General features: G+C 63.5%; 19 protein-coding genes. 14 read left to right on the top strand and 5 right to left on the bottom strand.

The genetic code is table 11. The features are described 5' to 3' along the window. Position 1: 1 nt before the first annotated feature. Together J0W34_RS13215 and J0W34_RS13220 are read right to left on the bottom strand one after the other, a co-directional pair. Positions 2-763: an ABC transporter permease gene (locus tag J0W34_RS13215; protein ID WP_230969089.1), complete on the bottom strand. Its 762-nt coding sequence runs from the start codon at positions 761-763 to the stop codon at positions 2-4. Then, positions 760-1,680 (bottom strand): ABC transporter ATP-binding protein, encoded by a 921-nt coding sequence (locus tag J0W34_RS13220; protein ID WP_230969090.1) that lies wholly within the window; start codon positions 1,678-1,680, stop codon positions 760-762. The genes J0W34_RS13215 and J0W34_RS13220 overlap by 4 nt, the downstream gene beginning before the upstream one ends. Positions 1,681-2,109: 429 nt before the next feature. Here J0W34_RS13220 and J0W34_RS13225 point away from each other — a divergent pair, with 429 nt between their 5' ends. Then, positions 2,110-2,841, top strand: coding sequence for an SDR family oxidoreductase (locus J0W34_RS13225; protein WP_230969091.1), 732 nt, complete (start codon positions 2,110-2,112; stop codon positions 2,839-2,841). Positions 2,842-2,845: 4 nt separating this feature from the next. Here the strand turns inward: J0W34_RS13225 and J0W34_RS13230 are convergent, their stop codons facing one another. Next, entirely contained in the window at positions 2,846-4,165 is a 1,320-nt protein-coding gene (locus J0W34_RS13230) for a sigma-54 interaction domain-containing protein (RefSeq protein WP_230969092.1), read from the bottom strand. Between the two features lie 179 nt (positions 4,166-4,344). On the opposite strand from J0W34_RS13230, the gene cydP reads away from it, so the two are divergent. The 8 genes from cydP (at position 4,345) to J0W34_RS13270 (ending at position 11,070) form a co-directional block, all read left to right on the top strand. Then, positions 4,345-4,551, top strand: a complete 207-nt coding sequence (cydP, locus tag J0W34_RS13235; RefSeq protein ID WP_227817384.1) for a cytochrome oxidase putative small subunit CydP — start codon at positions 4,345-4,347, stop codon at positions 4,549-4,551. After that, the gene (locus J0W34_RS13240) at positions 4,541-6,097 is read left to right on the top strand and encodes a cytochrome ubiquinol oxidase subunit I (RefSeq protein WP_230969093.1); all 1,557 of its coding nucleotides are present in this window, start codon (positions 4,541-4,543) and stop codon (positions 6,095-6,097) included. Before cydP ends, J0W34_RS13240 begins: the two co-directional genes overlap by 11 nt. Positions 6,098-6,107: 10 nt before the next feature. Further along, positions 6,108-7,247 (top strand): cytochrome d ubiquinol oxidase subunit II, encoded by a 1,140-nt coding sequence (gene cydB, locus J0W34_RS13245; protein ID WP_230969094.1) that lies wholly within the window; start codon positions 6,108-6,110, stop codon positions 7,245-7,247. 17 nt (positions 7,248-7,264) lie between these two features. Further along, a complete protein-coding gene (cydX, locus tag J0W34_RS13250; protein WP_230969095.1) occupies positions 7,265-7,405 on the top strand; it encodes a cytochrome bd-I oxidase subunit CydX in 141 nt (46 codons plus the stop codon). Further along, complete coding sequence (locus tag J0W34_RS13255) at positions 7,389-7,667, top strand: cyd operon YbgE family protein (protein ID WP_227817388.1); 279 nt, start codon at positions 7,389-7,391, stop codon at positions 7,665-7,667. Before cydX ends, J0W34_RS13255 begins: the two co-directional genes overlap by 17 nt. Before the next feature lie 9 nt (positions 7,668-7,676). Continuing rightward, positions 7,677-8,309, top strand: coding sequence for an MBL fold metallo-hydrolase (locus J0W34_RS13260; protein ID WP_230969096.1), 633 nt, complete (start codon positions 7,677-7,679; stop codon positions 8,307-8,309). A 196-nt stretch (positions 8,310-8,505) separates the two neighbouring features. Further along, positions 8,506-10,233, top strand: a complete 1,728-nt coding sequence (locus tag J0W34_RS13265) for a 2-oxoacid:acceptor oxidoreductase subunit alpha (protein WP_230969097.1) — start codon at positions 8,506-8,508, stop codon at positions 10,231-10,233. 3 nt (positions 10,234-10,236) lie between these two features. After that, positions 10,237-11,070, top strand: coding sequence for a 2-oxoacid:ferredoxin oxidoreductase subunit beta (locus J0W34_RS13270; protein WP_230969098.1), 834 nt, complete (start codon positions 10,237-10,239; stop codon positions 11,068-11,070). Between the two features lie 62 nt (positions 11,071-11,132). Here J0W34_RS13270 and J0W34_RS13275 read toward each other — a convergent pair whose 3' ends face one another. Further along, positions 11,133-11,369, bottom strand: a complete 237-nt coding sequence (locus J0W34_RS13275; RefSeq protein ID WP_227817392.1) for a sulfurtransferase TusA family protein — start codon at positions 11,367-11,369, stop codon at positions 11,133-11,135. Positions 11,370-11,434: 65 nt separating this feature from the next. Continuing rightward, positions 11,435-12,874: a M48 family metalloprotease gene (locus tag J0W34_RS13280; protein WP_230969099.1), complete on the bottom strand. Its 1,440-nt coding sequence runs from the start codon at positions 12,872-12,874 to the stop codon at positions 11,435-11,437. A 73-nt stretch (positions 12,875-12,947) separates the two neighbouring features. On the opposite strand from J0W34_RS13280, the gene moaC reads away from it, so the two are divergent. From moaC to J0W34_RS13305, 5 genes are all read left to right on the top strand, one after another. Beyond that, positions 12,948-13,433 carry a cyclic pyranopterin monophosphate synthase MoaC gene (moaC, locus tag J0W34_RS13285; RefSeq protein WP_230969100.1) on the top strand — a complete coding sequence of 162 codons (486 nt, stop codon included), beginning with the start codon at positions 12,948-12,950 and terminating at the stop codon, positions 13,431-13,433. Positions 13,434-13,506: 73 nt separating this feature from the next. Next, positions 13,507-15,039, top strand: a complete 1,533-nt coding sequence (locus J0W34_RS13290; protein ID WP_230969101.1) for a CYTH and CHAD domain-containing protein — start codon at positions 13,507-13,509, stop codon at positions 15,037-15,039. Positions 15,040-15,045: 6 nt separating this feature from the next. Beyond that, positions 15,046-15,498 carry a SixA phosphatase family protein gene (locus J0W34_RS13295; protein ID WP_227817396.1) on the top strand — a complete coding sequence of 151 codons (453 nt, stop codon included), beginning with the start codon at positions 15,046-15,048 and terminating at the stop codon, positions 15,496-15,498. Positions 15,499-15,654: 156 nt separating this feature from the next. Next, entirely contained in the window at positions 15,655-16,197 is a 543-nt protein-coding gene (locus tag J0W34_RS13300) for a DUF2062 domain-containing protein (RefSeq protein WP_227817397.1), read from the top strand. 110 nt (positions 16,198-16,307) lie between these two features. Further along, complete coding sequence (locus tag J0W34_RS13305; protein WP_227817398.1) at positions 16,308-17,246, top strand: hypothetical protein; 939 nt, start codon at positions 16,308-16,310, stop codon at positions 17,244-17,246. Positions 17,247-17,296: the final 50 nt, after the last annotated feature.

Raw genomic sequence — 17,296 nt, forward strand, 5'->3', positions numbered from 1 at the left:
GTCACGGCTTGAGCCGGTAGCCGGTCTTGAAGATCCAGGCGACCACGGCGATACACACGGCCAGGAAGAAGATGGTCATGCCCAGGCTGAGCGCGGGGCTGACATCCGCCACGCCATGAAAGCTCCAGCGGAAGCCGCTGACCAGATACACCACCGGGTTGAGCAGGGTCACCTTCTGCCAGAACGGCGGCAGCATGTTGATGCTGTAGAAGGTGCCGCCCAGGAAGGTGAGCGGCGTGATGATCAGCAACGGCACAAGCTGGAGCTTTTCAAAGCCATCGGCCCAGATGCCGATGATGAAGCCGAGCAGGCTGAAGGTGATGGCGGTGAGGATGAGGAAGCTCACCATCCACACCGGGTGGTCAATGGTGAAGTCCACAAAGGCGGTGGCGGTCACCAATATGATGAGGCCGAGAATGATCGACTTGGTGGCCGCCGCGCCCACATAGGCAATGACGATTTCCAGATACGACACCGGTGCCGACAGCACCTCGTAGATGGTGCCGGTGAAGCGCGGAAAGTAGATGCCGAACGAGGCGTTGGACAGACTCTGCGTGAGCAGGGACAGCATGATCAGGCCGGGCACGATGAAGCTGCCGTAGCTGACCCCGTCCACTTCAGGAATGCGCGAGCCGATGGCGGCGCCGAAAACCACGAAGTACAACGAGGTGGAGATGACCGGCGAGATGATGCTCTGGGTCAGCGTGCGCCAGGCCCGGTGCATTTCGAACATATAGATGGCGCGAATGGCGAGCAGGTTCATTGGGCGCCCTCCTTGAGCAGGGAGACGAAGATGTCTTCCAGCGAGCTTTGTTCGGTGTGGATGTCCTTGAAGTCGATGCCGGCGGCGGCGAGCGCGCCCAGCAGTGCCGCGATGTTCGGTGGCTCGCCTTCGCGCCCGTAGGTGTAGATCAGCGCACTGCCATCGTCCGACAGATTCAGCGGCCAGCGATGGAGGCTGTCGGGGATCTGTTCGATCGGCGTGGGCAGTTGCACGGTGAGTTGCTTCTGGCCGAGCTTGCACATGAGGGCCGCCTTGTCTTCGACCAGGATGATCTCGCCCCGGTTGATCACGCCGATGCGGTCGGCCATCTCTTCGGCTTCCTCGATGTAGTGGGTGGTGAGGATGACGGTGACCCCATCTTGCTGCAGCGTGCGCACCAGATCCCACATGTCTCGCCGCAGTTCCACGTCAACGCCGGCGGTGGGTTCGTCGAGAAAGAGCACGCGCGGCTCGTGGCTGAGGGCCTTGGCGATGAGCAGGCGACGCTTCATGCCGCCCGAGAGCGTCATGATCTTGTTGTTGCGCTTGTCCCATAAAGAGAGGGACTTGAGCACCTGCTCGATGTAGGCCCGATTGGCGGGTTTGCCGAACAGGCCACGCGTGAAGCTCACCGCGTTGAACACCGTCTCGAAGGCGTCGGTGGTGAGCTCCTGCGGTACCAGACCGATCATGCCGCGGGCAGCGCGGTAGTCCTTGACGATGTCGTGGCCATCGATCGTGACGGTGCCGGTCGAAGGATTGACCAGACCGCAGATGATGCTGATGAGCGTGGTTTTGCCCGCGCCATTGGGGCCGAGCAAGGCGAAGATTTCGCCTGCCTGAATCTGCAGGTCAACCTGCTTGAGTGCCTGGAACCCGCCTTCATAGGTTTTGGTCAGGCCTGAGATGTTGATCATGGTTGTCATGGGCTGAAACAATATCAGAGACCCATGCCACCCCGGTTTAAGTTCCCGGTCATCGGGTCCGCCCCAAAAGAAAAAACGCGGGACATGCCCGCGTTCTGCAAGAAGACGCCTGGAGGGTGCGTCTCTGACCAGCCCCGTGCCCTGGATCGCCTCCGTTATCCGAAGGTCGCCCACTGACACATGGGGTTCCAGCTTTTTGCTGTTCTGCTTCTCTCTTTGGTATGGATTTTTCGCTGACCGGCGATCACTCACCGGGCAGGCACAGCTTACGAAACACTTTGCAAACTGCCGCGGCAGTATCTCACACAAACGTTCATTCGAAATTTCAATTTAGCCGAACGAGTGCCTGAGGCGTACCAAGGCCGGGGCCTTTGCCGTAAAGTAGCCTCAAAACACAAAAAACCCTTTGGAGGCAGACACATGAAAGCAGTGGTCACCGGTCACAGCAAAGGGCTCGGCGCCGCCATTGCCAGCGCGCTGCTCGAGCGCGGCATACCGGTCATGGGCATTTCACGCAGGGCCAACAGCGACCTGGCCCAGCGCCATGGTGAGCAACTGACCGAGGTGGAACTCGATCTGGCCCATGGCGCTTCGGTGGCCCACTGGCTCACTTGCGGCGATCTGTCGCGCTGGCTGGCCGACGCCGATACCGCCCTGCTCATCAACAATGCCGGCGTGGTCACCCCCGTGGCGCCGCCGGGCAAACAAGGTGCTGCAGCGGTTGCGCTTGCGGTCAGCATCAACGTGGCGGCACCGCTGATCATGGCCGATGCGTTTGTGTCGGCCACCCAACACATGCCCGACCGCCGCATCGTTCATATTTCGAGCGGTGCTGCACGCAAGGCCTATGCGGGCTGGAGCGTTTATTGCGCCACCAAGGCGGCGCTCGACCACCATGCCCGCGCCATGATCGAAGATGCCGTGCCAAACCTGCGCGTCTGTGCCCTTGCCCCCGGCGTGATCGACACCGACATGCAGACCACGCTGCGTGGATCGTCACAGGACAATTTTCCGTCCCTGCCCCGCTTCGAGGCGCTCAAACGCGAAGGCGGGCTCACATCCCCCGAGGATTGCGCTGCCCGGCTGGTGCCCTATGTGCTGTCGGACGCCTTCGGCCAGGCGGCCACGGCCGATCTGCGCGACATCGACTGAGCGCTCAGCGGTTCGGGACCAGACCGTAGGCCTTGAGCTTGCGGTACAGGGTGCGCTCCGAGATCCCCAGGCGTTCTGCCAGCGCATGGCGGCTGCCCTCGTGAGCCGCCACGACGGCCATCAGGGTGCGGCGCTCCATCTCGGCAAGATCGGTGGTGAGTTCAAGCTCGGGTGAGGCCGGGTTTGCGGTCAGCGCCTCTTCCAGATAGATATGTTCCGGCCCGATCTCGTCGCCGTCGCACATGAGGCTGGCGCGCTCGAGCACGTTGCGCAACTCGCGCACATTGCCGGGGAAGCGATGTTGCACCAGCCGCTGCACGGCGCCCGGTGCAAGCTGCAGCGCCCGGCCCGGCGTCAGGCGCCGCAGCAGCACCTCGGCCAGCAACGGGATGTCCTCGATCCGCTCGCGTAACGGCGGCACCTCGATGGGAAAGGTGTTGAGCCGGTAGTACAGGTCGCGGCGAAAGCGGCCGTCTTCAACCATCTCGCGCAGCGGTCGATGCGTGGCCGAGATGATGCGGATGTCGGCCTTGCGGGGCTCGGTCGCCCCCAAGCGGCGGTAGGTGCTGGTTTCGAGCAGCCGCAGCAGTTTGACCTGCATGCCCAGCGGAATGTCGCCCACCTCGTCCAGAAACAGGGTGCCGCCACTGGCCGCTTCCACCAGGCCGATCTTGCGCTGTGTGGCCCCGGTGAAAGCGCCGCGCTCGTGGCCGAACAATTCACTTTCGAAGAGCGTTTCGGGCAGACCGGAACAGTCGATCGCCACGAAGGGCTGACCGGCGCGACGGCTGGCCTGGTGAATGGCCCCCGACACCAGTTCCTTGCCGGTGCCCGACTCTCCCTGCAGCAGCACGGTGGCGTCGGACGGTGCGACCCGCGAGACCAGCTCGAGCATGGCCTGAAAGCGAGGCGCGCGCCCCACCAGCCCGGAGGCATCCGACAGACCACGCGCCACGGGCAGCGGCGCCATCTTCTCGATGAAATGGGTGATTTCGCCTGCAGTATTGCGTACTGGGGACAGTTCGATGCTCTCGTAGCTCTCGCCTTTGGGGGTATGGTGCAGATGCATCACCCGTTCGCGCTGCCCGGAGCCCAGCGAACGCGCCAGCGGGCAACTTTCGCCCGCCTGGTCGCACGGTACGGCATAGTGATGCGACACCTCGTAGCAGGTGCGCCCGATCACGCTGCGCCCGGTGCCGTGGGCCCGTCGATAGGCCGCGTTGGCCGCAAGAATGCGGTAATCCCGATCGAAGAGGATATGCGGCTCGTCGAAGCTGTCGAGAAACGAGACCAGTTCGGCCAGCGGGCGGATGGGTGCAGTCATTGCGTCACTGCCAAAATGTCAGCGAGACTGCCAGTTTAGCACCGGAATGATGACAGAGCTCGCACCGCCGACAGGTTGCCTGCGCAACATTTCGTTGATTTCCATAGCAAATTTTTCAATGAAACTTCTGGCACGTCCCATGCACTTAGAGATGCATGCAGCACTGCCCACCCAAACCCATGACAGACGCCCTGCTCCTGAAAAAACTTGCCGTCGTCATCACCATCAAGCTCGTCGCCATCACGGCGTTGTGGTGGCTCTTTGTGCGTGACGAGCGCGTCACCGTCGAACCCGCCTCGGTGGCCGAGCACATCGGACGCAGCGCGACCGAACCCCCAACCCATCCCGATACATTCAAAAACCAAGGAAAGACCGATGGTCACTGAGCAACTCGTCGACCTGTCCCGTCTGCAATTCGCCATCACCGCGCTGTACCACTTCCTCTTCGTGCCGCTGACCATCGGCATGGTGTGGATTCTGGTCATCATGGAGTCGGTGTACGTGATGACGGGCAAGCAAATCTACAAGGACATGACCCGATTCTGGGGCAAGCTCTTCGGCATCAACTTCGCGCTTGGTGTCACCACCGGCATCACCATGGAGTTCCAGTTCGGCACCAACTGGGCCTACTACTCGCACTACGTGGGTGACATCTTCGGCGCGCCACTGGCCATCGAGGGCCTGATGGCCTTCTTCCTGGAATCGACCTTCATCGGGCTGTTCTTCTTCGGGTGGGACCGCCTGTCGCGCAAGCAGCACTTGCTGGTGACCATCCTCATGGCGATCGGTACCAATCTGTCGGCGCTGTGGATTCTCATCGCCAACGGCTGGATGCAGAGCCCGGTGGGCGCCGAGTTCAGCTATCAGACCATGCGCATGGAAATGGTCGATTTCTGGGCCATCGTGTTCAATCCGGACGCCCAGGCCAAGTTCGTGCATACGGTCTCGGCCGGCTATGTGACCGGCGCGATGTTCGTGCTCTCCATCTCGGCCTACTACCTGCTCAAGGGCCGGGACCTGGCGTTCGCCAAGCGCAGCTTCCGCATCGCGGCGGCCTTCGGCTTCGCCTCTGCCCTGTCGGTGATCGTGCTCGGTGACGAGTCCGGCTACACCGTGGGCGAAGCCCAGCAGACCAAACTGGCCGCCATGGAGGCCATGTGGGAGACCGAGCCGGCTCCGGCGGGCCTGAAGCTCATCGCCGGCATCAACGAAAAGGAAATGAAGAACGACTGGGAGGTCGAGATCCCCTACGTGCTCGGTCTGATCGGCACCCGCTCGCTGCACCATGAGCTGCCCGGCATCAAGGACATCATGGCGGAGAACCGCAAGCGCATCATCTCGGGCATCGAGGCCGTCAAGGCCCTGGAGGCAGTGCGCGCCGATGCCGGCAACGAAACGGCCAAGGCGACTCTTGAGCGCCACATGGATGACCTGGGCTTCGGTCTGCTGCTGCGCAAATACGTGACGAGCATGGACGACGTCACCCCCGAGATCATCGACAAGGCCACGGCCGACACCATCCCCCGTGTCACCCCCATGTTCTGGGCCTTCCGCGTCATGGTGGGCCTGGGCTTCTGGATGCTGGCAGTGTTCGGTGCCGCGCTGTACTTCTCGGTGAAAGGCAACTTTGCCCACAAGCCCTGGCTGTTGCGTGCGGCACTGTTTTCGCTCCCCGCGCCCTGGCTGGCCTGCGAGGTGGGCTGGTTCGTGGCCGAGTACGGCCGCCAGCCCTGGACCATCTACGGGGTGCTGCCTACCCATCTGTCGGTGTCGACCCTGAGCGTGGAATCGCTCTACGGATCGCTGGCCGGCTTCGTGGGCTTCTACACCCTCCTGCTGATCGTGGAGATGTACCTGATGATCAAGTTCGCCCGCACGGGCCCGGGCAGTCTGGGCACCGGCCGTTACGCCAACGAAGCGGCCCACGCCTGAGGAGACTGACATGCCGATCGATTACGAAACACTCAAAGTCATCTGGTGGCTGCTGGTGGGCGTGCTGCTGGTGGGCTTTGCCATCATGGACGGCCACGACATGGGCGTGGGCACCCTGTTGCCCTTCGTGGGCCGCGACGACACCGAGCGCCGCGTGGTGATCAACACCGTGGGCCCGCACTGGGACGGCAACCAGGTGTGGTTCATCACCGGCGGCGGCGCCATCTTTGCCGCCTGGCCGCTGGTGTATGCCACCGCCTTCTCCGGCTTCTACTGGGCCATGCTGGCGGCGCTGTGGGCGCTGTTCTTCCGCCCGGTCGGGTTCGACTACCGAAGCAAGCTCGACAGCCCGCGCTGGCGCGCCACCTGGGACTGGGGCCTGTTCGTGGGCGGCGCCGTGCCACCGCTCATCTTCGGTGTGGCCTTCGGCAACCTGCTGCAAGGCGTGCCCTTCCACTTCGACAACCAGCTGATGTCGTACTACGAAGGCACGTTCTGGCAACTGCTCAACCCCTTTGCGCTGCTGTGCGGCGTGGTGAGCACGGCCATGATCACCTTCCATGGCGCGATCTATCTCATGCATCGAACCGATGAGGCCGTGTACGCACGCAGCCGCACCGCGATGCTGATCTTCGGCACGCTGCTGCTGGTGGGCTTCTCGGTGGCCGGCGTCTGGCTGCAGAGCATTCCCGGCTATGTGATCACCAGCGCGGTCGATCCGTCCGCCCTGCCCGACCCGATGGCCAAGACGGTAATGCGCGAGGCCGGTGCATGGATGCTCAACTATCAGGCCATGCCGGCCACCATGGCGCTGCCGGTGCTGGCCTATGTGGCCACGCTCGCCGCCATGGGATTCGCCGTCCTCGGGCGCACACTGCTGGCATTTATCTGCTCGTCACTCGCACTGGTGGGCGTGATCGGTACGGCGGGCGTGAGCATGTTCCCGTTCATCATGCCCTCCTCGACCGACCCGCGCTCGAGCCTCACGGTGTGGGACAGCGTATCGAGCCATCTGACATTGACGATCATGTTCTTCGCCACCGTGATCTTCATGCCCATCATCGTGGCCTACACCAGCTGGGCCTACAAGGTGATGTCCGGCAAGGTCACCGCCGCCTACGTGCGTGAAAACAGCCACTCGGCCTACTGATTTAGGAGACGAACACCATGTGGTATTTCGCCTGGATTCTCGGTGTCGGCTTCGCCGTCCTGCTCGCCATCCTCAACGCCATGTGGGGGGAAATGGAGATGGAGCGGCAAGCCAGCCATCAACCACCCACGGAGCCGCCCAATGAGCACGGCCACTGAGCCCGACACCGGCACCCGGATCGCCTGGCTGCCGCTGCTGGCGGCCATCGCGATCACGCTTGGCATCACCGCCAATCCGCGCCTGCTGGCCGATGGCGCCGGCAGTGCCGACCACTGGGCCGCCATGGCCCTGTTCTGGGCCATGAGCGCGGGCTTCGTGCGCGGGGTAGGCTTCATCCCGCGTCAGCCGGTGCTGCGCTGGCTGTTTTCCGGCTGGGCATGCGCGGTCGGGATCGGTCTGGCGCTGCTGCGTCTGCTCTGAGCGGCGGGCATGTACTTTCGCCAGCTCCCTCACGTGCACAGCGGCGCCTTTTGCTATCTGCTGGCCGATCCATGCGCCCAGGAAGCGGTGGTGATCGACCCGCATCCGGATCAGGCGGACCTTGTTCTGGCCATCCTGCAGGAACGCGATCTGCGGCTGATTCACGTGCTGCGCACCCATCTGCACGACGATCATGAACCCTGCGGCGCCCTGTGCGACTTCACCGGCGCCACCCGGATCGCCGGCCCGGGCTCGTCCGACACGAAGGCCTGCATTGTCACGCACGGTGACACCTTGGTGTTCGGCTGCGAGGTGGTCCGCGTGCTCTCGACCCCGGGGCACACACCCGACGCGGTGAGTTACCTGTGGCGAGACCGGCTCTTCAGCGGCGATGCCCTCCATCCGGATGGCTGCCCCGCCCCGCTGACCACCACCGACCCGGGCCAGTGGTACGACAGCGTCACCCGCCGGCTCTTTCTGCTTCCGGACGAAACGCTGGTTTTCCCGGGCCACGCGAGTGCCGGGCGAACGGTGAGCACCATCGCCGAGGAACGACGTCGCAACCCGGCCTTTGGTGCAACGAGTCGCGACGGCTTCATAACCGACACCCTCGCCCGAACGGCAATCCCCCGAGACTTCTGACCCAGATCAAATGCCTTGCGCATTGCGGTGACGAACGGACGCTCACGCCCTTGAATGCGCGAAACCACGCGCGTAAAGTGACTTTGCCGCACCGCAACATCCGCGGCGTGCTCGGCTGCAGCCGGACCGAGCCGAATGCCTCAACGACAATTCGTCCCCGACTGCCCGCCGATCCATTTTCCTGGAGGTATCGGTCATGGACAGCACAAGCATTTCAATCGCCCTGAGCGGTTCAGGTGGTACCGGGGTCATGACGGCGGGCAGCCTGTTGCTCGACGTGGCGGCTAGGGCGGGCTACTACGGGTTGATGACCCGCACACTGGGTCCGCAGATTCGTGGCGGTGAGGCCGCAGCACTCATGCGCCTGGGCGTGGCCGAGGTCACCGGCCCGGACGACACCTATCACGTGCTGCTCGCGCTCGACTGGGGCAACATCGAGCGCTTTGCCGCCGAAATCCCCTTGAACGCTGAAAGCATCGTGATCAGTGATCCGGCCCATGGCCCGGTGCCCGAGGTCATCGCATCGACGGGCGCGCGACTCGTCGAGATCCCGCTGGGGGCCCTGGCGGCCACCGTGGCCAATGGACGACCCAACATGGTGGCGCTCGGCGTGCTGACTGCGCTGCTGGGCCTCAATCTCGAGCACACGACCGCGGTCGTCGCGGCGGAACTTGCCGATCGCGACGACGAAACCCTGGCCGCATCGCTCGGCGCCGTGCAGGCGGGTTTCAGCGCGGCCGACCCATGCGTCTGCCCGGTCACCCTCGCGCCCCCTGCGCGCGCAGCCGGCACCCCACGGTGGGCGCTGTCGGGCAATGAAGCCACCGGCGCCGGCGCCCTGCGTGGCGGCGTGCGCTTCGTGGCGGCCTATCCGATCACGCCGGCGACCGACATTCTTGAATACCTCGCCGTGCACCTGCCGCGGCTGGGCGGTGCGCTGGTGCAGGCTGAAGACGAGCTGGCCTCCATCAACATGATCCTGGGCAGTTCGTTCGGCGGCACCCCCTCGCTCACGGCCACCTCAGGCCCCGGGCTGGCACTCATGACCGAATCGATCGGGCTGGGGATCGCAGCGGAAGTGCCGGTGGTGATCTGCAATGTCATGCGCGGCGGCCCCTCGACCGGTATCCCGACAAAATCCGAACAGAGCGACCTGAACATCGCCATCCATGGCGTTCATGGCGACGCGCCACATGTGGTGACCGCGCCCACCTCGATCTCGGATTGCGTCTTCACCACCCAATGGTCGGTGCATCTTGCCGAGTGTCTTCAGGTCCCCGTCATCACGCTGTCAGACCAGGCCATGGGCCAGGCGCGAACGGTGATCGACGCCCCTGCCATCGTGCCGCTGAACGGCCAGCGCAAGCTCGCGACCACCACCGTCGAACACTATGAGCGCTATGAAGTCACCGCGGACGGCATCTCGCCCATGGCGCTGCCCGGCACACCGGGGCTGGAGTACACCGCCGATGGGCTTGAGCACAGCCCCCGTGGTACGCCATCAACCCAGGCGGCCCATCATCAGGAGCAGCTCGACAAGCGCCAGCGCAAGCTCCTGCAGTTCGACTACGGCCCCTTCTGGGCGGACATCGCCGGCGACGGTGACATCGCGATTCTCACCTGGGGTTCCGTGACCGGTGCGGCCATGGAAGCGGCCGAGCGACTGCGCAAAGGCGGTGTGGCAGTCAAGGTGATTGCCATGCGTTTGCTCTCGCCCGCCTTGCCGGATCGGCTGGCAGACGCCTTGGTCGGCGTGGATCGCGTACTGGTGGTCGAGCAAAGCCACAGCCAGCAGTTTCTGCACTATCTGCGGGGCCACTTCGCTTTACCTGCGCGCACCCGGACCCATGCCCGCCCCGGCCCGGTGTCGATTCGACCCGCTGAAATCATGGCCGCGGTCGATGACCTGTTTCAGGAGGCCTGAACCATGAACACCACTGAACCGACCCGACTCACACCCAAGCAATACAAATCGGACATCAAGCCCGTCTGGTGCAAGGGCTGCGGCGACTTTTCCGTCATCGCCGCCATTACCCGTGGTCTGTCACAGCTGCAATTGCCCAGGGAGAACGTCGCTTTCGTCTCGGGGATTGGCTGCTCGTCACGCATCCCGGCCTATTCGGCTGTCTATGGCTTTCACGGCGTCCATGGCCGCGCGCTGCCCATCGCGACCGGGCTCAAGCTTGCTCGACCGGAACTGACCGTGCTGGTGGCCGGTGGCGATGGCGACGGATTCTCGATTGGCGGCAACCACTTCATGCACAGTTGCCGACGCAACGTGGACCTCACCTACGTGGTGATGGACAACAGCGTCTATGGCATGACCAAGGGCCAGGCCTCGCCCACCACCGCCAGCGACTGGACGGGCAGCAAACTCACGCCGGAGGGGCCGGGCATGCCGCCCTTCCGCCCACTCGAGATCGCCCTGTCGGCCGGTGCGAACTTCATCAGCCGTGCCACGGCCAACGACCCCAACGGCATGGCCGAACAGATCGTCGAAGCCATCCGGCACCCGGGTTTTTCGCTGGTGCATGTGCTGTGCCCGTGCGTCACCTACCGCCCCGAACAACAGGAGCTGTTCAAGGCGCGGGCGCACGCGGACTGGCAAAGCACGACCGAACGGGCAGAAGCCATGCACCGCCTGGCCGACGACGACGGCTACACCACCGGCATTCTGTACCAGGGCGACCGCCCCGCCTTCATGCCGCCGCCCGAACCGCGGGCAACGCTCGAACAGATCGAGACCGAATTCCGGATCTGACCCGCACCCACCAGGCAAAAAAAACGCCCCGAACGGGGCGTTTTTTCGTGTTCGGCCGCGGCTCAGCGATCAGCGCGGCGCAAGAAGAATTCGAATTTGCCTTCTTCGATTTCACCGCTCTTGAGCAATTCATTACCGGTCTGGCGGGCAAAGGCCTCGAAATCGCGGACGGACCCCGGATCGGTGGCCAGTACGCGCAACACCTGGCCGGTCTCCATGGTGGCGAGCATCTTCTTGGAACGCAGGATCGGCAACGGGCAGCTCAGGCCACTGGCGTCGACTTCGTTATCAAAATTCATGGGTTCTCTTGCCTTGATTCAGGTTCGCCTCGGCGGGCGTTGTGGGGTCATTCTAGCGCCAGCACTCAGCCCCCGCTACGGCGCCGCTCGGCGCGCTCTTCGTCCGCACGGGCACGCAGCTCGCGCAAGCGGGCGTCAATGGCGGATTGCGTGTAGAAATCGCCCTGGTTGCTGCGCTGAGCCAGTTCGAGCTGCTCAACGGCGGCAACCCACAAGCCCTGATTGGCATAGACCTCGCCCTGGGCGCGGTGGTACTGACTGGTCTGCCCGGTGCTCTGGTAGGCCCGCGACAGTCGCGACCACAGCCGAACATCGTCGCGACGCTGGATCAAGGCCGAGTTGAGCACCTCGATGGCCGCCTTCGGCTTGTCGGCATACAGCTGCGCATCGGCCAGGCGGTAGACCAGGTAGTAGGCATCGGGGTAACGGGCAATGGCGTCGGTGAATATCTGCTCGGCGCGTGGCCAGTCCTTGCGCGCCGTGGCCAGCTCACCCCCGAGGCTCAGCACCAGGGCATTGCGATCGGTATCGCCGAATCCGTCGTAGATGCGCTGGGCCTCGTCCAGCTCTCCGGCATGCATGAGTGCATTGACATAGGCGTAGCGCTGACCCGGCGTAGGCTGCTTGCTGCGCAGAAACAGGGACTTCTCGCGCTCGACCATCTCGCGGGCATCGCCGCCCGACGAAGCCAGGCGTGCCTGGATCAGCAGAAACTCTTCGGAACTGGGCACCTGGCGGAAACGCATGCCGGCCACGCGGTTCTCGATGTCGGCAATCCGCTCGGTGGTGAGCGGGTGGGTGCGCAGGTAACCCGGTGCGTTGTTTTCATAGAGCCGCGATTCACGCTGAAGACGCTCGAAGAAGACGGGCATGTCGCGCACGTCGAAACCTGCGTTCTGCAGCGACTGAATGCCGATACGATCGGCCTCACGCTCGAAATCGCGGCTGTAGCTGAGCTGATTCTGCGCACCGGCCGCCACGCCCCCGACCACGGCCGCCTGTGCCAGATCCCCGCTACCCCGCGAGGCGAGCACCGCCAGCAGCATGGAAGCGAGCATGATCATGCTGCCCTGCCTCTGTTGCCCCACCATGCGCGCAATGTGGTGCTGGTCGACGTGGGCCACCTCGTGAGCGAGCACCGACGCCAGTTCGGATTCACTCTGTGCCGCTTCGACCAGACGGGTATGCACGCCGATGAACCCACCGGGCATGGCGAACGCGTTGATGGTGTTTTCGCGCAAGGCGAAGAACTCGAACGACTGAGTCGAGCCGGCCCCCTGGACGATGCGGTTGCCGATACGGTTGAGGTAGGCCTCGGTTTCCGGATCGTCGAGATACGCCGGATCGCGCCAGCGAATTTCGCGCATCACCTGCTCGCCGATACGCTGCTCGGCCTGGGGTGACAGATCGGTGGCGGAAGACTCGCCCAGGTCGGGCAATCCATTGGCCATACCTTGCGTGGCAAGGCAGGCGCTGAGCATGAGGGCAAGGGCGCGTTTCATCATCGTGGTGCTATGATACCTGCGCTCAAAATCAGTTCCACACGCCATACACTCCGATACCTTTGCCTTACCTATCATGACAGATCGCCTTACGCATTTTGACGCTGACGGACAGGCCCATATGGTCGATGTCGGCGGCAAGACCGAGACCAAGCGCGTTGCCGTTGCCGAAGGGCGCATCACGATGGAACCGGCCACCTTCCGGATGGTGAAAGAAGGCTCTGCCAAAAAGGGTGACGTCATCGGCATCGCGCGCATCGCGGCCATCCAGGCCTCGAAGCGCACGTCTGACCTGGTCCCCCTGTGCCACCCGCTTCCGCTCACCCGCGTCGCCGTCGATTTCACGCTCGACGAAGCAGCCAGCAGCATCACCTGCAACGTGACCGCCGAAACGGTCGGTCGCACCGGTGTCGAAATGGAAGCGCTGACCGCGGTACAGGTCGGCTTGCTCACCATCTACGACATGTGTAAGGCCGTCGATCGCGGCATGTGCATGGAAGGCATCCGCCTGCTCGAGAAGCTCGGCGGCAAGTCTGGCCACTGGAAGTTCGACGCCTCCTGACAGCGTGACTGCGGGCGCGCCGGTGAGCAATCTCATCAAACCGTAACCTAACTCAGGTGATACTCCACCGCCCATGAGCAAGGAAATCGAACTCAAGCTCGCGCTACCGAAGGCCGCACTGACGGCCCTTCGCCGCCACCGTATGCTCCAGAGCGCTGAAAAGCTCGGCAACGCGGTCACGCTCATCAACACCTACTACGACACGGCCTCGCTCACCCTGCGCGATCGCAAGGTGGCCTTGCGAACCCGCAAGCAGGGGCGCAAATGGTTGCAAACCGTCAAGTGCGCGGCCGTCTCCGCGGGCGGACTGTCGTCCCGGCCCGAGTGGGAAAAGGACTTCCTCGGTGCCTTCGACTTCACTGACGTCACCGATGGTCCCACCGCAGCACTGCTCGACGAGGTCGCTGATTCGCTGGTGCCGATCTTCACCACCAACTTCCGCCGGGACACTTACCGCCTGAATCCGGACAGTGGCGTCGAAGTCCTGCTGATGATCGACAACGGCAAGGTCGAAGCCAACGAGCGCAGCGCCGACATCTGCGAGGTTGAGCTTGAACTCGTCAGCGGCAAGCCCGACGACCTGCTTGCGCTCGCCTGCGAGCTGGCCACCGACATACCGCTCATGCCCGCCGATCGAAGCAAGGCAGAACGTGGGTACCGTCTGTTCAACGATGTGCCGGAGTCGCCTGTGCGCGCAGCGAAATCGGCGATCAGGCCCGATCAGTCGCCGATCGATGCGTTCAAGGCGCTCGCCAGCGAATGCCTGAGTCAATGGCAGGCCAACGCCCTGGCTGCCGTCAGCGAAGACGAGCCGGAATACGTGCACCAGATGCGCGTGGCCCTGCGACGCCTGCGCTCGCTGGTCAAGCTGTTTGCGCCAGCGCTGCCGGACGAGTTCGTGCAGACCTGGGCGGCGCTACTACGTGACACGGCCAGCGAGATGGGCGATGCACGCGACTTCGACGTCTTCCTTGAAGAAGTGCTCGACCCGGTCACGCCCGCCCCCATGTTGTCAGAAACGCTCACCAACTGTCTGCGCGAGCGTGTGCTTGCCGAGCGCGCACGGGCTCGCGCCGAGGCACGTGACCGGCTCACCCACTCGGATCAGGGCTTGCGCATGCTGCGATTCGCTCGCGCACTTCACGCGATGCAGTCCAACGCACTCGATGCGTCGGCCGATCTGACGGCCTTCGCCCTGCTACAGATGGACGGACTGAAAAAGCGGGCACGCAAGCGCTTTGCGCTCGCGCAGGGCCCGGACCCTGACCACATTCATGAATTGCGGGTCGCGCTCAAGCAGTTGCGCTACGGCAGCGAGTTTTTCTTGCCCCTGTTCGACGCTGACGCCATGAAGCCGTTCATGGCATTCATGCGACGGGCGCAGGAACAGCTGGGCTACCTGAACGATGTCGAGATCGCCCGGGGACGCATGCTGGGCTGGCTTGATGCCAGTCCTGAACTGAGCCCTGCTGCACACTTCGTGATTGGCTGGCATGCCCCGCGCTGCCTCAAGATTCGCCGACGCATCCTGCTCGAAGTCGAACCCATGCTCTGGGGCAAGGCGGCATGGAAGCGGCCGCGAAAGCAATCGAAACCGAAGGACTGAGGCACCATGGATCTTCTGTTGTGGCGGCACGCCGAGGCGGTCGACAGCATCCCCGACAACCTGCGCGAACTGACCGATCGTGGCCACAAGCAGGCGCGCAAGGTCGCCAAATGGCTGGATGAAAACCGCCCCAAGCGCCTGCGCGTGATGGTCAGCCCGACCATGCGGACACGCCAGACAGCCGCCGCCTTCACCGACGATTTCGAGATCATCACGGCCCTGAGCCCGATGCACGGCGTCTCGGACATCCTCGCGGCCACCGGCTGGCCCGAGGGTCGCGGGGCCGTGCTGGTCGTCGGCCACCAGCCCACGCTGGGCCGGCTGGCGTCCCTGCTGCTGTCTGGCGAAGAGAACTACTGGTCGGTCAAGAAAGGGGCCCTGTGGTGGTTCACCAACCGGGTACGCAACGACGAAACCCAGACCGTACTGCGTACTGTCGTCTCGCCGGATCTGCTCTGATCCGCCCCTTCGGTTGGTGCACCGCAAGCTCAAGCACGCCTTGTTTTTTGCCGTTATGGCACCATATTGAGCTTGTCAGCCAGCGGTAAGATTGTCGCGCCAGACTCCACTCCCCACAGCCGGGAGATCCGGTCCGGGCGCATGATCGAGGGGTACATGATTCGCAGATTCCTGCCGTCTCACGAAAGCATCAAGGAGCATCGCCTGCTGCGCTGGGTCGGCCCGCGTCTGCACGACCCCTCCCTCTGGAAGCTCAACCGGCGCACCGTCGCCAAGGCAGTTGCCATTGGCGCGTTCTTCGGGCTGATGATCCCGGTGGCACAGATCCCCGCTGCGGTGATCGCGTCCCTATCATTTCGCGCCAATCTGTGGATCGCCGCCGTCAGCACACTGGTGAGCAACCCGTTCACCTATGCGCCCCTGTATTACTTCGCCTATCAGCTGGGCGCGGGGATTCTTGGTGTTCCCCCGAAACCCGAAGTGGTCGAGGCCCCCGTGGTCGAGACCTTCACCCAGTGGCTCGTCCACGCATGGACCTGGGTGACCGGCATCGGACAGCCACTGCTGCTGGGCATGCTGCTCATGGCGGTGACCGGCGCCATCGTCGGCTACTACCTGACCCAGACCGTTTGGCGCTACCATGTGAAGCGTAAATGGCGTTCGCGCGGACACGGGCGACGTCATGGTGAGGCGCACTGAACGGCAGTTGCCGTTTGTCGATGCTGCTCTGCACAAATCAAAACGTTTGTTTTACACTCCACGGTCCTTTCTGACGACCGACGGACACATTCCTCGGGCTGGTGATTCACATGGATGAAAAACCTGCTGAAGGCACCCGACGCATCATCAACGGGCGCCTGCGCGTGCACTACGACGGTTTCTGGATCAAGGTCTACGACCCGCCGGAAGACAATCTCTCGGCTAAAAAGAAGCTGATCGAGGCACTGACCCGTCGACTCTTCAACCACGTCGAGCACGGAATCAACATTCCGGGCCGACGTCTGGAAGCGGCCCGCAAGGCCTATGAAGAAGAGGAAGACGCAGCACTCAAGCGCGTCAAGGGCGGCATGCTGGCAGGCGCCCTGTTCAATCGGGCCGCCGACATCTTCACTAAACTGGTGGAGTTGCAATCCATGGGGGTGGAGATCGAGGGCGACAATCCGCTGATGCGCCAGTGCGGGGCCTGTTTGCAGAACGCCCTGGAGCTGGGCAAGCTGGTGAACCATCTGTCCGGCGAGGAAGGCATTGATGAACTGTGGGGCGAGCCTTTCCGGGCCTTCTCGATCCCCATTGATGCCTTTTACGAGAGTCGCTACATCAAGATCGCGCAAACCATGCGCGACATCGATCTGATCTCCCATGCCATGGTCGGCACGTTTGCCGGCAACACCTCATTCGAGGGCATCGAGCCCCTCATCCGCGAGTACGCAGATGCCGCCCGCGAGAAGTGCGAAACACTTCGTACCGATCCGCACATCTTCGATATCTGGCCGATGTTCGTTGTGGCCGGCGAAAAGCTGAACCGGTTCCAGCCGCATCTGCCTCCACGGGCAGCACGCACCCAGGTGCGCATGGCCGAAGGCGGGCTTGACCTGCTCAAGGCGGGCACGGCGCTGGTGACCTACATCACCCGCGCCCGTGTGCCCATGCCCAAGAGCACCCGTGACTACATCGAACAGTGCAACGCGTTTCGCCTGCGCTGGAGCGGGCTGGACTGTACTCCGCCGGCACGCATCCGCGTCGCCTGAAGCCGCACCCCTCAACAAAAAAGCGACCTGACGGTCGCTTTTTTTCTGCC

Source organism: Nitrogeniibacter aestuarii (assembly GCF_017309585.1).
GTDB classification, from domain to species: Bacteria; Pseudomonadota; Gammaproteobacteria; order Burkholderiales; family Rhodocyclaceae; genus Nitrogeniibacter; species Nitrogeniibacter aestuarii.

Bases quoted from the DNA above. Each gene is read 5' to 3' on its own strand.
- J0W34_RS13215 (WP_230969089.1), bottom strand. From the start codon at position 763: ATGAACCTGCTCGCCATTCGCGCCATCTATATGTTCGAAATGCACCGG.
- J0W34_RS13220 (WP_230969090.1), bottom strand. From the start codon at position 1,680: ATGATCAACATCTCAGGCCTGACCAAAACCTATGAAGGCGGGTTCCAG.
- J0W34_RS13225 (WP_230969091.1), top strand. From the start codon at position 2,110: ATGAAAGCAGTGGTCACCGGTCACAGCAAAGGGCTCGGCGCCGCCATT.
- J0W34_RS13230 (WP_230969092.1), bottom strand. From the start codon at position 4,165: ATGACTGCACCCATCCGCCCGCTGGCCGAACTGGTCTCGTTTCTCGAC.
- cydP (WP_227817384.1), top strand. From the start codon at position 4,345: ATGACAGACGCCCTGCTCCTGAAAAAACTTGCCGTCGTCATCACCATC.
- J0W34_RS13240 (WP_230969093.1), top strand. From the start codon at position 4,541: ATGGTCACTGAGCAACTCGTCGACCTGTCCCGTCTGCAATTCGCCATC.
- cydB (WP_230969094.1), top strand. From the start codon at position 6,108: ATGCCGATCGATTACGAAACACTCAAAGTCATCTGGTGGCTGCTGGTG.
- cydX (WP_230969095.1), top strand. From the start codon at position 7,265: ATGTGGTATTTCGCCTGGATTCTCGGTGTCGGCTTCGCCGTCCTGCTC.
- J0W34_RS13255 (WP_227817388.1), top strand. From the start codon at position 7,389: ATGAGCACGGCCACTGAGCCCGACACCGGCACCCGGATCGCCTGGCTG.
- J0W34_RS13260 (WP_230969096.1), top strand. From the start codon at position 7,677: ATGTACTTTCGCCAGCTCCCTCACGTGCACAGCGGCGCCTTTTGCTAT.
- J0W34_RS13265 (WP_230969097.1), top strand. From the start codon at position 8,506: ATGGACAGCACAAGCATTTCAATCGCCCTGAGCGGTTCAGGTGGTACC.
- J0W34_RS13270 (WP_230969098.1), top strand. From the start codon at position 10,237: ATGAACACCACTGAACCGACCCGACTCACACCCAAGCAATACAAATCG.
- J0W34_RS13275 (WP_227817392.1), bottom strand. From the start codon at position 11,369: ATGAATTTTGATAACGAAGTCGACGCCAGTGGCCTGAGCTGCCCGTTG.
- J0W34_RS13280 (WP_230969099.1), bottom strand. From the start codon at position 12,874: ATGATGAAACGCGCCCTTGCCCTCATGCTCAGCGCCTGCCTTGCCACG.
- moaC (WP_230969100.1), top strand. From the start codon at position 12,948: ATGACAGATCGCCTTACGCATTTTGACGCTGACGGACAGGCCCATATG.
- J0W34_RS13290 (WP_230969101.1), top strand. From the start codon at position 13,507: ATGAGCAAGGAAATCGAACTCAAGCTCGCGCTACCGAAGGCCGCACTG.
- J0W34_RS13295 (WP_227817396.1), top strand. From the start codon at position 15,046: ATGGATCTTCTGTTGTGGCGGCACGCCGAGGCGGTCGACAGCATCCCC.
- J0W34_RS13300 (WP_227817397.1), top strand. From the start codon at position 15,655: ATGATTCGCAGATTCCTGCCGTCTCACGAAAGCATCAAGGAGCATCGC.
- J0W34_RS13305 (WP_227817398.1), top strand. From the start codon at position 16,308: ATGGATGAAAAACCTGCTGAAGGCACCCGACGCATCATCAACGGGCGC.